At 38.5% G+C, this 15589-nt stretch carries 17 protein-coding genes, 1 tRNA gene and 1 riboswitch; of the genes, 9 read left to right on the top strand and 9 right to left on the bottom strand.

Going from position 1 to position 15589, the window contains the following annotated elements; translation table 11 throughout:
- The first annotated feature begins 14 nt into the window (after nt 1-14).
- Complete coding sequence (locus AMR95_RS16355) at nt 15-671, top strand: TetR/AcrR family transcriptional regulator (protein WP_047202764.1); 657 nt, start codon at nt 15-17, stop codon at nt 669-671.
- A 334-nt stretch (nt 672-1005) separates the two neighbouring features.
- Here AMR95_RS16355 and catA read toward each other — a convergent pair whose 3' ends face one another.
- A complete protein-coding gene (gene catA / locus AMR95_RS16350) occupies nt 1006-1668 on the bottom strand; it encodes a type A chloramphenicol O-acetyltransferase (protein ID WP_058838869.1) in 663 nt (220 codons plus the stop codon).
- Between the two features lie 233 nt (nt 1669-1901).
- Nucleotides 1902-2225 carry a SunI/YnzG family protein gene (locus AMR95_RS16345; RefSeq protein WP_058838868.1) on the bottom strand — a complete coding sequence of 108 codons (324 nt, stop codon included), beginning with the start codon at nt 2223-2225 and terminating at the stop codon, nt 1902-1904.
- A gap of 331 nt (nt 2226-2556) precedes the next feature.
- Here AMR95_RS16345 and AMR95_RS16340 point away from each other — a divergent pair, with 331 nt between their 5' ends.
- On the top strand, nt 2557-2745 hold the full coding sequence (locus tag AMR95_RS16340; RefSeq protein ID WP_058838867.1) for a hypothetical protein: 189 nt from the start codon (nt 2557-2559) through the stop codon (nt 2743-2745).
- Between the two features lie 228 nt (nt 2746-2973).
- Here the strand turns inward: AMR95_RS16340 and hag are convergent, their stop codons facing one another.
- The gene (hag, locus tag AMR95_RS16335; protein WP_058838866.1) at nt 2974-3945 is read right to left on the bottom strand and encodes a flagellin Hag; all 972 of its coding nucleotides are present in this window, start codon (nt 3943-3945) and stop codon (nt 2974-2976) included.
- A complete protein-coding gene (locus AMR95_RS16330; protein WP_058838865.1) occupies nt 3935-4120 on the bottom strand; it encodes a hypothetical protein in 186 nt (61 codons plus the stop codon). The genes hag and AMR95_RS16330 overlap by 11 nt, the downstream gene beginning before the upstream one ends.
- 273 nt (nt 4121-4393) lie before the next feature.
- Between AMR95_RS16330 and AMR95_RS16325 the strand changes: the two genes are divergently transcribed.
- Together AMR95_RS16325 and AMR95_RS16320 are read left to right on the top strand one after the other, a co-directional pair.
- Nucleotides 4394-4840 (top strand): MarR family winged helix-turn-helix transcriptional regulator, encoded by a 447-nt coding sequence (locus tag AMR95_RS16325; protein ID WP_039177872.1) that lies wholly within the window; start codon nt 4394-4396, stop codon nt 4838-4840.
- A gap of 28 nt (nt 4841-4868) precedes the next feature.
- A complete protein-coding gene (locus tag AMR95_RS16320) occupies nt 4869-5810 on the top strand; it encodes an acetyl-CoA carboxylase carboxyltransferase subunit alpha (protein ID WP_058838864.1) in 942 nt (313 codons plus the stop codon).
- A 542-nt stretch (nt 5811-6352) separates the two neighbouring features.
- Here the strand turns inward: AMR95_RS16320 and AMR95_RS16315 are convergent.
- The gene (locus AMR95_RS16315; RefSeq protein WP_039177869.1) at nt 6353-6772 is read right to left on the bottom strand and encodes a MarR family winged helix-turn-helix transcriptional regulator; all 420 of its coding nucleotides are present in this window, start codon (nt 6770-6772) and stop codon (nt 6353-6355) included.
- A 112-nt stretch (nt 6773-6884) separates the two neighbouring features.
- Between AMR95_RS16315 and AMR95_RS16310 the strand changes: the two genes are divergently transcribed.
- Nucleotides 6885-7871, top strand: a complete 987-nt coding sequence (locus tag AMR95_RS16310; RefSeq protein WP_039177867.1) for a YhdH/YhfP family quinone oxidoreductase — start codon at nt 6885-6887, stop codon at nt 7869-7871.
- 256 nt (nt 7872-8127) lie between these two features.
- On the opposite strand, the gene AMR95_RS16305 is transcribed toward AMR95_RS16310, so the two are convergent.
- From AMR95_RS16305 to AMR95_RS16295, 3 genes are all read right to left on the bottom strand, one after another.
- A tRNA-Val gene (locus tag AMR95_RS16305) sits at nt 8128-8200 on the bottom strand.
- A 132-nt stretch (nt 8201-8332) separates the two neighbouring features.
- A complete protein-coding gene (gene metC / locus AMR95_RS16300; protein ID WP_058838863.1) occupies nt 8333-9508 on the bottom strand; it encodes a cystathionine beta-lyase in 1176 nt (391 codons plus the stop codon).
- A complete protein-coding gene (locus AMR95_RS16295) occupies nt 9505-10623 on the bottom strand; it encodes a methionine biosynthesis PLP-dependent protein (protein WP_058838862.1) in 1119 nt (372 codons plus the stop codon). Before AMR95_RS16295 ends, metC begins: the two co-directional genes overlap by 4 nt.
- Nucleotides 10624-10701: 78 nt before the next feature.
- Nucleotides 10702-10823, bottom strand: a riboswitch (SAM riboswitch).
- A 221-nt stretch (nt 10824-11044) separates the two neighbouring features.
- Between AMR95_RS16295 and AMR95_RS16290 the strand changes: the two genes are divergently transcribed.
- Genes AMR95_RS16290 through AMR95_RS16280 form a run of 3 tightly spaced genes read left to right on the top strand, consistent with a single transcriptional unit; the run spans nt 11045 to nt 12794 of the window.
- Nucleotides 11045-11785, top strand: a complete 741-nt coding sequence (locus AMR95_RS16290) for an alpha/beta hydrolase (RefSeq protein ID WP_039177861.1) — start codon at nt 11045-11047, stop codon at nt 11783-11785.
- A 52-nt stretch (nt 11786-11837) separates the two neighbouring features.
- Entirely contained in the window at nt 11838-12353 is a 516-nt protein-coding gene (locus AMR95_RS16285; RefSeq protein ID WP_039177859.1) for a YjcG family protein, read from the top strand.
- 6 nt (nt 12354-12359) lie between these two features.
- A complete protein-coding gene (locus AMR95_RS16280; protein ID WP_039177857.1) occupies nt 12360-12794 on the top strand; it encodes a GNAT family N-acetyltransferase in 435 nt (144 codons plus the stop codon).
- A gap of 82 nt (nt 12795-12876) precedes the next feature.
- Here the strand turns inward: AMR95_RS16280 and AMR95_RS16275 are convergent, their stop codons facing one another.
- A complete protein-coding gene (locus tag AMR95_RS16275; RefSeq protein ID WP_003210759.1) occupies nt 12877-13134 on the bottom strand; it encodes a hypothetical protein in 258 nt (85 codons plus the stop codon).
- Nucleotides 13135-13260: 126 nt separating this feature from the next.
- On the opposite strand from AMR95_RS16275, the gene AMR95_RS16270 reads away from it, so the two are divergent.
- Nucleotides 13261-15573, top strand: a complete 2313-nt coding sequence (locus AMR95_RS16270) for a UvrD-helicase domain-containing protein (protein WP_058838861.1) — start codon at nt 13261-13263, stop codon at nt 15571-15573.
- Nucleotides 15574-15589: the final 16 nt, after the last annotated feature.

The raw sequence follows: 15589 nt of genomic DNA, 5'->3' as shown, positions 1-15589 counted from the left end.
GAGGTTGAAAAATAATGAAAAGAGCGATGACAGATGAAGCAAAGGCTCTAAGAGCTCAAGCGATTTTAGATAAAGCAGCAGAGCTTTTTGAGACACATGAATATAACCAAATCAAAATGTCAGATATCGCCAAAGAAACGAAGCTATCAAAGGGCATACTGTTTGTTTATTTCAAAACGAAAGAAGCTCTGTTCTTCCAACTATTATGCCGGGAATATATAAAGAGACTAGAACGCTTCATTGAAATTATTTCTGAAACACAGATCAAAAGCCTTCAGGATATCAAACATCTTTTTCTGAAGGAATTGGAAGAAATTATTGATAAAAACCCTATATACATTAGATTAGAAGCAATTCGCACTTCTGTTTTGGAAAGAAACGTCGACTCTGATGGTATGCTTCAGTCAAAAATGTTGTTATTTAAAAAGCTAAAGGAAATGACAGACTTACTTTGTTCAAATGATGTGATCAATGAGGCGCAAGTGATGGATATTTTTCAAGCTGAAGCAGCCATTATCACTGGATGCAAACTCACTGCCACCTTACCAGATGAAGTCATCACTATTATTGAAAATCATAATATGCATGAATTTAAACGAGATTTTAAAACAGATGTGATGAATACAATGTCTTTTTATCTTGATGGTTATTTACACAACCTTGAGGCTTAACATAGATTGTTGTGCACAACAAAAATGAATACAACACTTACTTCTTCCCTATGTTAATGATGCTTTCGACAGATTCCAATATGAAAACAGACCTCCTTAAGGTCTGTTTTCATATGTTTTACACATTTTGAGATGCTGTGCCTCAATCAATCATCGTCGTGTTTCGACATGATTTTTGTAGTTCATTTTTACAAAACGCCAAAAAGAAACCGCAAAAATAATTGAGAAACAAAACATGATTGCCTTGTTTGCAAACTAATAGCTCCTTCATTACACAACAAATAAGCAGACTCGTTAAAGTCTGCTTAAACCTCTTGCAAATCACTCCTGACATTCAGGACTTACCCAATGAATCGTCTAACCACTCTTCACAATGTTCTATAAGCCATCTCAAATATTCTACATATTGACCGGCATGATAGCCGTCACAAACAGCATGATGTACTTGAATGGCGACTGGCAAGATGATTTTTCCTTCTTTCACCTTAAATTTGCCTAACGTAAATATCGGCAGCAAATAAGTTTCATCTGTAGATACATTAAGGTCAAAAGAAGTAAAATCAATCCAAGGCAGGCTTGAAATATTGAACATATTTTCTGGCATATGAGGTTTCGGAAATAGTTTGTTACTTTCGCTATAAGCTTCAATATCAGCTACACAGCTTTTATAAAACCGAGCAAAATTTTCGTCATAAGGCGTCCAAATACTTGAAAATGTCTTTGTTTCTTTATTTAGAATCGTATAACTAGGATGGAGAAGATCCCAGTGACCAAGTTCATCATTCACTAGATCCATCCGAAACTCCGGTATTTTTTGCACAGCCCTTGCTAACAAATAAATTTGCACAGGATATACTTTTAGCTTTTTTTCTTTTAATATTGAATGCAATTTCGTGATATCTAAATCGATAACTAGGCTATATGAGCATCGGGTTACCTTCATATAATGATGAAAGTGCTCTTTTCTCGGATAATTTTCATCTATTTTTTTAAACATTTTTTATCTCCTCCTGAATGTGATTTACTGTATTCAGGAGGAGACTTTATCTGTTTTCACCACCACAATCATCCTTTCAAGAGATATATTATGTTTCAGTCTATCACTTAGCAACCTTCAACAACTCTTCGTAAGTCAACTTGGCTGAAGTATTGAAGTATTCATTCTATTAGTATATCTAAAGAAGTGGAACTCGAATAAAAAAGCACCTTCTATCTTAGAAGATACTTATCTTATATTCTAGCACTAGCTTTTTTATAATTTTGAAGAAAATGATGACCTTCATTTAAAAAAACTAGAAAACGCTTATTCATAGTTTCAATAACGATTCTATCTGGTTGACCATATGGAGCACCAATTCTATAATCAATATTATCTGCAACTGCATACTTGTCTGACTCTTTAATACTAACGATTTGATCAATTGGTATTTCTGTTTTAGATAAACCAAATTTTAAGACTAAGTATTTTTCACCAAAACTGTAACGAGTTTTTAGGAAAATAGTAAAAATAAAGAAAAGTGCTAATAAAAAGATTAACATAATTACATATTCCATAGAATCACTCTTTCTTATACTTTTATCTAATTTTACCATGTTTTTTACTTTTTAAAACCAACAACTTTAAGAGAAGTATTATATACGTTTAAATTCACCCTAGTAAGGCAAGTTCTATGAAGTGCTGTTTATACATTTGTATAAGTTAACTGCGATTCCCCCTCCTCTATATTGGAAAGAATGACTGAGATACTTCTCACTATTTTACCAATGTAAAACTTATAAAAAAGCATCTATATATGTTCATTTTACTTTTAGTAAAGAAATCAATTGTTTTAGTTTGTTGCGAACGACCTTTGTTCATGTAATTCCTCAAGGAGGTGCTCGGCTAGTGACACAGGAAAATAAGGCATCCAAAGGTTTGTTAATTACTTTACCCACCGCTATTATCGCAATTGTGTTGATTTTAGGAAAAATTGATACACCTGTAACAAATATTTTATTTTATGTAGTAGCTTTTGGTGTAATGGGTTTAACTGTTTCAAGCTTAATAAAAGACTACAAAAAAAAGAAAGATTGATTACTTGTCAGGGAGCTGCTTTATGTAGCTCCCTGTTTGTGAGAACAGGATAATGACCAACACTGAGAAATACAAAAGTCACTCTCGAATATTTGGTCAGTTGGATAGTAATATTCTTTGTCGTATTTATTGGCGTTGAAGCATCTTTTAGAACGATCAATAAAATGAAGCATCGAACCGAATTAAGACAAACAAAAAAAGCCCCTATATATAGGGGCTTTTGGTTTATTAACGTAATAATTGAAGTACGTTTTGTGGCTGTTGATTCGCTTGTGCAAGCATTGCTTGAGACGCTTGAGAAAGAATGTTGTTCTTCGTGAACTCACTCATTTCTTTTGCCATGTCAACGTCACGGATACGAGACTCAGCAGCCGTTAAGTTTTCAGAAGATGCACCAAGGTTGTTGATTGTGTGCTCTAGACGATTTTGAACTGCACCAAGTTTAGCACGTTGTGCAGAAACTTGTTTAATAGCTCCATCAACGATTGCTAACTGATCATCAAATCCACCATCGTCATCAGCTGCAATTGTTTCAAATTTAGAAACATCGATGTCTTTAACAGACTTACCTGTCTCAACTGCACCATCTGCGTCTGTAACGCCTAAAGCAGCAGCGCTCATATCTTGAATGTTGACTTTAATTTGTTGTGTAGCATTTGCACCAATTTGGAATACTAAAGCATCACCAGGAGTTGCTGGGACTGCAGGTGTACCTGTACTTGGATCATCTGGATCTGTCGGCGGAGTTGCTGGTGTGCCAGGTGTACCTACTCCATTAAACGTACCATTTAATAATTTTTTTCCGTTAAACTCAGTACGATTAGAAATACCATCGACCTCTTCAACAAGCGCTGTGATCTCATCTTTAATTGCAGCTAAGTCTTCACCTTGCTGTGTACCAGTATTTCCAGCTTGAACGACTAGTTCACGAACACGTTGAAGGATGGAGTGAGTTTCAGTCAATGCACCTTCAGCTGTTTGGATAAGAGAGATACCGTCTTGTGCGTTTTTAGACGCCATTTCTAATCCTCGGATTTGTCCACGCATTTTTTCAGAGATTGCAAGACCTGCTGCGTCATCTCCTGCACGGTTGATTTTAAGACCAGAAGAAAGTTTCTCCATGTTCTTTTGGCTTGCACCATTGTTTGCTGATAAACGGTTTAATGTGTTAAGTGCTGCGATATTGTGGTTAATTCTCATTTCCTATTACCTCCGTGTAATTTTTTTTAGAGAGCTTATCTGTAAAGTCCATTTGGATGAGAAGCTCTTCCTTAGAATTTTCGATTTCTAAGGCATGTGTATAGTAGTAACGCAGAGCACCTTTTGGCTCTCTTACTTTACTACCGTGTGTAACATCAGTTATGGCAATAATCATGAAACCTCCTTCTATTCATTCAAAATGATTAGTCTTGTCACTTTTACGAGACTAGATACCCGCCATAACAATGAGTATTATGTTACCTACTATAGACTGAACTTCCATATATTTTAGTTTGTGGAAATTGTTAAATTCACAAATTAGACACATTTAACAAGAAAAAATACCTCGTCCATGTTGTCATATTGGCTTATGTTAAGCTTGTGAAAAAATCACATTGATGTATAATACAATTGATGTATGATGCATGAATTGTAGGAGGTTGACCTTTTGAAAAGAGAAGATGCCTTAAAACTAAGAACAGATATTAAGAAAATGATTATATTAACTGGGGTTTTCGAATCTCAAAATTTGCCGAATGGACCATTTGAAAAACCTCTACCAACTTCTCAAATGATGGCGTTAGAGGAACTAGAGATGGAAAAATTAACTGTTTGGCAACTATCCAATAAACTTAGATTAGAGACTTCAACTGTAAGTAGGTTGGTAGATAAGTTAGTAAAAATGGGGCTTGTTTATCGTGAAGTAAATGAAAAAAATAGAAGAGAACTTTTTCTGCACCTCACAGAAAAAGGGCACATTACTGTTAATCGCTTAAGAGAACAATCCCTTACATTTTATCAACGTATCCTTAATAATTTATCAGAATCAGAACAAAAAATTGTTGTGGATGGTTTTGAATTATTTATTGATTCTATTTCTAAGTCTTTTGATTAGAGTGAGGTCATAACCTTTGGAGGATAAAATGAGTTTGGATTTTGAACGTCCTATTATTGAACTAAAAGAGAAATTTGATGAATTAAAGAAAATGATGAAAGAAAATAATGTAGATTTATCGGCAGAAATTCATTTATTAGAAAAACGTTTAAATAAAATGCAAGATGAAATTTATTCTAATCTTACAGCTTTTCAACGAGTTCAAATTGCAAGGCTACGTAACCGGCCCACGACATTGGATTATATACCTTTATTGTTTACAAACTTTTTCGAACTTCATGGTGATCGATTATATGGTGATGATAAAGCAATGATAGGTGGTATTGCAAAATTTAAAGGAATGCCCGTTACGGTTATAGGTCATCAAAGAGGTAGAAGTACAAAGGAAAATATAGAAAGAAATTTTGGAATGGCTCATCCAGAAGGATATAGAAAAGCGCTAAGACTTATGAAACAAGCTGATAAATTTAATCGCCCTATTATTACATTTATTGATACAATAGGCGCCTATCCAGGGAAAGGGTCTGAAGAACGTGGAATTTCTGAAGCGATAGCTCGAAATCTATTTGAAATGGCTACGCTTAAAGTGCCAATTGTTTGTATTGTAATTGGAGAGGCATCAAGTGGTGGAGCTCTTGGCATTAGTGTCGGTAACCATATCCATATGTTAGAGTATTCATGGTACTCGGTAATTTCGCCAGAAGGAGCAGCATCTATCCTATGGAAGGACGCTAAGTATGCTCCAGAAGCTGCTGAACATATGAAAATTTCAGCAAAAGATTTAAAACAGTTAGGAATGATTGATGAAATCATCCCTGAAATGAAAGGTGGAGCACAAAATGATATCAAATCACAGGCACAAATGATTGAATCTGTGATCGAAACATCTCTAAAAAAATTGACACCATTATCCTCAGAAGAGCTTATCCAACAGAGATATGAAAGGTATAGACAAATAGAAAATATGTAAAGTCCGTATTACATTTAGGAGGATTCTTACAAGATAGTTCTAAAATATTTTGTAAGTAACCTCTTAAACTGAATATGCTGATACTATTAAAAGATGTGTGGTTGGTATGAAAAAGGATTTTCTTCCACCAATATTTTTCTAAATGTCCTCAAATCGTCCTCATAAAAAAACAGACCCTGCATGGTCTGTTTTCATTTTGCCTATATGTTTTGAGATTCCATCTCTCAGTCGCCGAGCCATATCTAAAGCAAAATAAGTCAAAATGCCATCGCATCCAGCGCGTTAGAACGACATTAATGATTCTTCAATTACAACATTTGCATCAAGCCAACCTTTCTGAATAGCTGCCATCAACATTGAATCTTCTCCACTGAAGAAAGAATTTTGTCCATTCCTTACCTAATTTCCATAAAAAACTTAATATTATATTTATTATCACATCCAAGGATTTACAAAGCACCGAAAAGAAACTGAAAAAAGCTCCTGTAAAGGAGCCTTGTGATAGTTATCGATTTAATATGAAACTTGTTTATAAAAGTACATCATTGAAAATTATTTATAATTGTACTTAATGCTTTCTTTAGTACAACCTTATCATCATTTGACAAGTTTTGAAGCGCTGTCTTGTTCAGCTCAATTGTTGCTGCTTCAACTTGATCTCTAATGACTAAAGATTTTTGAGTAGCTTCTACTAAAATATTTCTTCGATTGTTTGGATCTATTGTGCGTTCAATTAAGTCAGCTTTTTGCATTTTATCTAATATTCCAGAAACGGTTGAGGCTTCTAAATATACAAGTTCTCCAATTTGTTTAGGAGATAGCTGGCCCTCTCTCCATAGACAGTTCAACACACCATATTGAGCGGGTGTCAAATCACTTTCCTCTAAAAGTTTACTAAAGTACTTGAACACTTTATTTTGACTAACACTTAGTAAAAAATTTATGCACTCTGATAATTCCATTTTATCTCCCCCATATTGACTTCACCTATAATATCATGGTAGTTTTTTAATTGAAATACTTTTGGACCAGAAATATTTTGTTGTAATATATTTTTAGAGAGGAAGATACACAATGGATTCATTTAAAGCGATTCTAGTTACAGAAAAAAATGATCAAGTTAGTTATGATCTTCAAAATGTAAGTGTTAATGATTTATCTGAAGGAGAAGTATTAATTAAAGTAGCATATTCTTCAATCAATTATAAAGATATGCTGGCTGTTCAAAAAAATGGAGGTGTTATTCGTAACTATCCAATGATTCCTGGAATTGATCTAAGTGGGACTATCGTTCATACAACAGATCATCGTTTCGTAGAGGGTCAACAAGTGATTGTCACAGGTTTCGCTATGGGCATGAGCCACACTGGAGGTTTTTCTGAATATGCTAGAGTACCTGCGGATTGGATTGTTCCTTTGCCAAATAACTTGACTTTAAAAGAAGCAATGATTTTTGGAACAGCAGGCTTTACCGCAGCTCTTTCTATCATGGCTTTACAGGAAAATGGTATGAGTACGAAAAATCAACCTAATATACTCGTTACAGGGTCAACTGGTGGAGTTGGTAGCATTGCTATACAATTATTATCTAAAATTGGGTACAACAATATTTTTGCTTTAGTGCGTAAAGATAATCAAGTTGATATAGCAAAATCTTTAGGAGCAGCTGATGTCATTTTTGCAAACGAATTAGGCGAGCTAAAAAAACCATTAAACAAGCAAAAATTTGACTTCGTCTTAGATACCGTAGGAGGAGATGTGGCTTCTGTGATCATTCCTCAAATTTCTTATGGTGGAAGCATGAGCATGTGCGGGAATGCAGGCGGAATTAAATTAACAACAACTGTGTTACCTTTTATTCTAAGAGGGATCAACCTTCTAGGGATCGATTCTGTAAATGTACCAATCAATAAACGCAAAGTAATTTGGAACGAGATAGCAAACGAATGGAATATCTCCCAAACGACTCTAGTCAATGAGATTACGCTCGATACGTTACCTGAAAAAATTGAAGCCATTAAAAATGGCCAACATTTAGGAAGAACCATTATTAAATATTAAGATAAACGAACTTTATTCTTTTAAATTACACCAGACAAATATTGAATGTATTGATGCAGATACCCCATCCCAAACAGGTGGGGTACATCTATTCAAAAAAGAGCAGGACATGCTAGTGTTAAAATACCCTCAGATATTTATCATCATGTCACAAACAAATTAGAATTTAACACTGCAGAACACTTTAATCGTTTTAACCTAAAAAGAAACAATCTGCAAAAAACAAAAAACCCTTGCTACGCAAGGGTTTCAACGATGATTCCGACTGGGCTCGAACCAGCGACCTCTACCCTGTCAAGGTAGCGCTCTCCCAGCTGAGCTACGGAATCGGGTTATGTATCAGTTCTGGGCTTTCTGTTACTGACAGTCTCTATTATATAACCATAATAATAAAGCGTCAATGGTTTTGTTTAAAAAAGGTCAAAAAGCCGGCGGCCGTGCCGGCTTTTTTCTCTCCTTCTTTATGATTGGTTCACAAGGACGGGCTTTAGTTGATCGAGTGCTTGTTTGAAGTCACGTTTGAGGTCTTCTCCGTTTTCGACACCTACACTTAAACGAAGCAGCCCATCTGTAATCCCTCTTTTTTCTCTTTCTTCTTTTGGCATAGCCGCATGTGACATTTTGGCTGGATACGACAGAATGGATTCGACGGCGCCGAGGCTGACGGCGAATACAGGTAATGTGACGGCATCCACTAATTCTTTGACTGCCGCTTGGTTTTCTAGTTCAAATGAGAGAACAGCCCCTGCTCCGCTTGCCTGCTTTCGCTGAATATCTGCACCCGGGTGATCATCTAAGCCTGGGTAGTATACTTTTTTGACCGCAGGATGTTCTTTAAGAAATAAAGCTAGCTCGAAGGCCGTTTGACTAGCTTTTTCTAATCTGACCTGAAGGGTTTTTAACCCTCTTAACACGAGCCAGCAATCCTGCACACCAAGGACCGCACCGAAGGAGTTTTGCAGTGAATAGAGTTCGTCTCCCAGCTTCTCATCTTTCACCACAGCTAAGCCTGACAGCACATCACTGTGGCCGCTTAAAAATTTCGTTGCGCTGTGCAGAACAACATCCACACCAAGGTCCAGCGGGCGCTGAAGAGCAGGCGTTAAAAACGTATTATCTAAGAATGTCAAACAGTCATGCTCTTTCGCAATTTGTACGACACCTTCAATATCTGTAATGCCTAGTGTTGGATTTGACGGTGTTTCCATGTAAATGACCTTTGTATTCGATTGAATACCTCTTTTGACTTCATTCAAATCCGTCATATCCACAAAGGTATGCTCAATTCCAAATCTCGACAGAACTTGAGTGATCATTCGGAAAGTCCCGCCATACACATCTCTTGTGACAAGCACGTGATCTCCCTTAGATAATAGAAGAAAAGCAGTTGAAATGGCTGCCATGCCTGATGCAAAGGCAAGCCCTCTCGTTCCTCCTTCCAGCGCCGCAATCGTATCCTCTAATGCTTGACGTGTCGGAGTCCCCGATCTCGAGTAGTCATATTGGCCAAATTCATCGAAGCTGCTTTGATGAAAGGTGGATGCATGCTGAATCGGTACACTGACTGCACCTGTTGAACGATCTGTTTTAAACGCATTATGAACGAGTTGTGTTTCGAGTGTCCAATCTGTGGTCATTTGGCGTGTACCTCCTCTTTTACTTGTGATAGTGCCTGTTTCAGGTCTGCTTTCAAGTCATCTACATGCTCGATGCCAACAGAGAAACGGAGCAGCTTGTTACATACACCGTTTGCAATGCGAATCTCTTCTGGGATATCCATGTGCGTTTGCGTTGCAGGATACGTAATGAAGCTTTCGACTCCACCAAGGCTTTCAGCAAAACAAATCGTTTTCAGCTGCTTTAAAAATGGATTAACCCAGTCCTCTTTGGCTACTCGGAAAGACAGCATGCCTCCCTTTCCTGGATAAAGCACATCTTGAATTTCTGGCTGCTTCTCTAAAAACTGTGCCAGCTCCTTCGCATTTGCCTCGTGCTGGCGCATTCTAAGAGCCAGTGTTTTCATTCCTCTCATTAAAAGCCATGAGTCAAATGGTGATAGAACCGCTCCAATCGCGTTTTGATGCTGGAACATGTCTTCAGACAGCTGCTCTCCTTTTGTCACCACAAGCCCTGCAAGAACATCATTATGTCCGCCTAAATATTTGGTTGCGCTATGAATGACAATGTCTGCACCAAGCGTAATTGGCTTTTGCAAGACTGGTGTGTAAAAGGTGTTATCAACAATCACCAAAGCGCCATGCTCTTTTGCAATCTTCGCTATTTTTTGAATATCTGCTTCCTGCATCAATGGATTTGTCGGTGTTTCAATAAAGACCGCTTTTGTGTTTGGCGTAATTTTAGAGCGTAAACAGTCTTCATCTGCAAAATCATCATAAAGAAAACGTAAGCCGTACTTTTTCCATTCGTTTTCAAACAAACGGTATGTACCGCCATATAGGTCTGATGAGACGATGAGTTCATCTCCGCTTTCAAATAGAGCCATGATCGTTTGAATCGCAGCCATTCCCGAACTGAAGGCAAAACCGGCCGTCCCTTCTTCGAGTGAAGCAATTGCATCCTCTACGAGCTGTCTTGTTGGGTTTTTCGTTCGAATATAATCAAATCCTGTAGATTCCCCTATACCTCTATGTCTGTATGCTGTCGAAAGGTAAACGGGAGGACTGACAGTGCCAGTCACCTCTTCGCTACGGTTTCCAATCTGCGCTAATTTCGTTTCCACATGTTCTGTCATTTGACACCATCCTAAGTAAAAATCTGATTTCAAAACAGAAAACCCCTTCTTCATAAGAAGAAGGGGTTTAATCGCTTCCTCTTATCTTCCAAGCAAAAAAGCTGCTTGCTGGATTTAGCACCTTGGTACATCACATGAAGTGATGCATACCGGTTGCTGAGGTTTCAAAGGGCCAGTCCCTCCACCTCTCACGATAAGAATGTGTTGTCTGTCTGTTCTAATTCTTAATACTGTAACCCATTAAATCTCATTTTTCAAGGGGGAATGTCATGATTAATTAAAATTTTCTGTATTTTATAACAGAATCGATGTTATACGATTTGATTGCATGTTAGCATATAGGAACAACGCTGTTTTTCGTGTTACAATGAATGGAAACGTTTCACTTTATGATGAATTTGGTTAGCTGGAGGAATGGATTATGGTGAAGAAAACAGGAATCATTCAAGAAGAAACCTTACAGTCAAAAGAACTTGGGGCGGACATGACCATTTTGATCTATTTGCCAGTCAATTACTCCCCCCTTTATACATATCATGTCATCATTGCCCAGGATGGTCATGATTATTTCCGCCTAGGCAAAATAGGCAGACAGGCAGAAGAATTGATGCAGAACAAAGAAATGGAACGCTCGATTATCATTGGTGTCCCTTATGAAAATGTTACGGAGAGACGGAACACGTATCATCCAGACGGCACAAAGTTTGAAGCGTATAAACGCTTTTTAGCTAATGAACTGGTTCCTTATATTGATGAACACTATCCAACCTATCAAATTGGATCAGGACGTACGTTTATTGGTGATTCACTGGGTGCGACGATTTCCCTCATGACAGCCATTGATTATCCTTCTTTATTTGGCGGGCTGATTTTGCAGTCCCCTTATGTTGACGAGTCGGTTCTAGAAGCCGTCAAACAGTCGACAGCCCTTTCTCATTATGCCATTATCCATCAAATTGGGCTGGAGGAAACCGCTGTGAAAACAACAGATGGCCAGGTGCTTGATTTTGTTCAGCCGAATGATGATTTAAAGGCCCTTCTTGAACAATCTGGAGCGGATTATTTATTTGAGACATTCGAAGGGGATCATAAATGGACGTTTTGGCAGCCGCTCATTGCGCCTTCGTTAAAAAGAATGCTCCCATATTCGTTAATCAACTGAATTTTGTTATAATAAATAATAATAAATACTTTCTTATTCAGGAGGGAACATGATGAAATACGGAGTTGTTATATTTCCATCAAAAAAATTGCAAGATATTGCGAACTCTTACCGGAAGCGTTATGATCCGAACTATGCACTTATACCGCCTCATTTAACATTAAGAACACCTTTTGAATTAACGGATCTAGAAGCGGCTGAGGTCGTCTCAACGTTAAGAGATTATGCAAAAAATGCTTCTCCTATTACGTTACGTATTAAAAAATTCAGTTCATTCGCTCCTGTAAACAACGTCATTTATATGAAAGTAGAACCGAACGAGGACATCATGGCGCTCAATGAAAGATTGTACGCAGAGCCACTTGCTGGTACACCTGAATATGCCTTTGTTCCGCATGTGACAGTGGCTCAAAAACTATCAGATGATGAGCATTCAGACGTACTTGGCACATTAAAGCTGAGAAAGATTGACCATGAAGAAACAGTGGATCGCTTCCACCTTTTATATCAATTAGAAAACGGATCTTGGACCGTCTATGAAACATTTATTTTAGGAGAAGAGGGTTAAAGACATTTGAAAACAGTCATCGCAACAGAACAAACACAACGAGAAGATGCATATTACGTTCGAAAAGAAGTATTCGTCAAAGAACAAGAAGTTCCAGTAGAGATCGAAATAGATGAACTAGAGGACAAAGCCACCCATTTTGTCATTTACAATGATGACAAAAAGCCTCAGGCGGCCGCTAGACTGCGGATCATTGAGGGATCAAAGGCAAAGCTAGAAAGAATTTGTGTGTTAAAAGAGGCGCGCTCCTTCGGCCTTGGCCTCAAGCTATTAGAAGCGCTAGAAACAGAAGCAATTGCTAATGGAGCAAAAGAAGCGGTGATGCATGCCCAAGTCCATGCGCTTCCTTTCTACGAAAAGAAAGGCTACAAAGCGGTTTCTGAACCGTTTGAAGAAGCTGGAATCACCCATGTCAAAATGACAAAAACACTGTCTGTTTGACCAAAAGAAAAGCCAGAGCATTCAAGATGCCCTGGCTTTTTCTTTTTCATTATCGTTCGCCAATGGAAGAAAGCGCAATCATTTATATATACGTATTGATATGAACGCCTTTTCCTTCCTCCATAAACATATCTCGTACAAAGCGTTCCCGCTTTTTTTGCTGTACTTTCGTTTCCGCTTCTGTCACTAAGTCCTCTTTTTTCTCCAGCTCTCTGTAAATCTTGTCATGAAAGGTGCGAGTAACCTTTGTTACTTTCGCGTAGTCTTCTTTATCCTGAGGAGCTGGACGATTGATATATTGAAAATACAGATCCGGCTGAATCGGGGCTATATATCCCATCAAGAACGCCTCCTTTGCTTCTCTCTTACTCTACTATTCCCTAATTATGACTGTTTGAAACACGCCTCATTTGATATGATTAGATGTGTTTCATTTTAAGATTGATTGACTATTGGAGGACTAGCTTTGAAATGCGCACGACGACATGATCGAACGATCTCATTACATACGTATTCGAGAGAACATTATCAATTCCTCCATGACGAGGGAAAAAAAGGACAATTATTCTGCCCATATTGCGGACAACCGGTCTTTTTTAGATTAAATATACATGATGAACCTGCCTTTATTCATAAGCACATGTCTCAGCAAGAGATTTGTGAACAAGCTGAAGATCAAGCAGATCATAATCAAACGGCTGAACAAGAGGAAAAGACTTCCTATAAAGAACTTGGCGGCTTCCGTTTTCCAACCGGCAAACAGATCATCTCGCAAACTAGCGAATCATATGACTGGCAGGAACCAAAGTCGATTCAATTTAGCGACGCCTTACATTTAGAAGAGAATGAACAAGTTCATACGATCGACCTCTTCCCGCATATCACCTTTAGCACACCGCAGCTTCAAGCTGTCACACATTTAGATGGTCCGATGCTTGTGCTGGCTGGTGCCGGCAGCGGAAAAACAAGAGTCCTGACGGCTAGAGCGGCTTATCTCATGTCCCATCATCATATTCCTGCTCACCATATTTTACTCGTAACTTTTACTACAAAAGCGAGCAGTGAGATGAAAGAAAGACTGCGCAAGCAATACCAGCTTCATCCTTCACAAGCCAGCCAAGTGGTGACAGGCACCTTCCACAGTCTTTTTTATAAAATGCTGCTTCACGATGACGCAAATAAATGGAACGGCCAGCATCTGATCAAGTTTGACTGGCAAAAGGAGCAATACATTCGAAAAGCCATAATGAATGAAGGACTTGATGAGAAAGACTACCCTACTGATCAAGTGCTGCAATCCATCGGCTATTGGAAAAATGCCTTTTTACCAGGTGAACTTCCTGATTTGAAGGATGAAAAGGAAAAACACATGTGGACGATCTATCAATCATATGAACAGCAAAAACGAGATCATCAGCAATTTGACTTTGATGATATGGCGATTGCCTGCTTACATATGCTGACAGAACAGCCTAAACTGTTAAAACGGTATCAAGAACGATTCCAGTATATTTTAGTGGATGAATTTCAGGATATTAATCCAGTGCAATATCGCTTGATTCAACTTTTAGCCGGAGAATCAGAGCAGTTATTTTGTGTAGGGGACGATGATCAAGCCATTTACGCATTTAGGGGTAGCAATCCTGCTTTCATCCTTGAATTCAAACAGGATTATCCTTCGGCTCAGATCGTCCATTTACATGCGAATTACCGCTCTCATCATACAATTGTCGCAAGTGCAGATGCGATTATTAAGAAAAATCAGCATCGTTATGAGAAGACGTTAAAAGCCGTTCGGGCGGAGAAAATTTCGCCGACGCTCTTTTATCCATATGATGAAGAAGAGGAAGCGACGATGATTGTCGCAGATATTCAGGAGAAAATTAAAAACGGCGCAAAGCCGAATGACTTCTGCGTGCTGTTTCGTACGAATACAGGCGGCCGTGCGATTTATGAACGACTGCATCAGTCGGCCATTCCGTATGAAACGGATGCTGGCGTTAAAGCCTTCTACAGCAGACGAATTGTTCGGGTACTCCTCGCCTTTCTTTCCTTAAGTCAGGATGCAGATGATGTGGCCGCCATGAAACAGCTGCTGCCGGTTTTCTTTTTAAAGCAGCAAACGCTGAATACACTAAAGGCACTGACTATCACAGAGGATTGTTCAATGGTAGATGCGCTCGGAAAGCTGACAGATATACAGCCGTTTCAACGGAAAAAGCTGCAATCAATCGTTCCTTTGTTCCGAACGTTACGAACATTAAAGCCATCGGACGCGGTGACATTTATTGAACAAAAGATGGGACTCGGTGATTACTTAAAAAAACGGGTGAACGATACGAATGTACTTGAAAAAGGGACAGATGATGTACGTGATGTGAAAACAGCTGCCAGACGCTTTGAAACGATTGAAGCCTTTCTCGCACATGCCGAACATATGAAATCTGCCGAAAAGGAAAAAACAGATGAACCCGGTGTTCAGCTCATGACGATCCACCGCGCAAAGGGTCTTGAATTCCAGACAGTATACATCACTTGTGTGGTCGACGGGGCACTGCCTCATGATTTCTCACTGGATGAACTCAGAAACGGTGATGAAGAAGCGCTGGAAGAAGAGCGCCGTTTATTATACGTGGCCATGACAAGAGCTGAACAATCTCTTTATCTGTCTGTTCCTTCATTTAGACGAGGCAAAACGGCTCATCGTTCTCGCTTTTTGTATCCTCTTCTAAAGAAAAACCGTGAATTATTTACAAAAAAACAACAGGCCCCCCTTTAAACGGAGAGCCTGTTGT

The organism is Bacillus sp. G1(2015b), assembly GCF_001482475.1.
Taxonomy (GTDB): Bacteria; Bacillota; Bacilli; order Bacillales; family Bacillaceae; genus Bacillus; species Bacillus safensis.
This window is presented reverse-complemented; position numbering and strand designations above follow the sequence as displayed.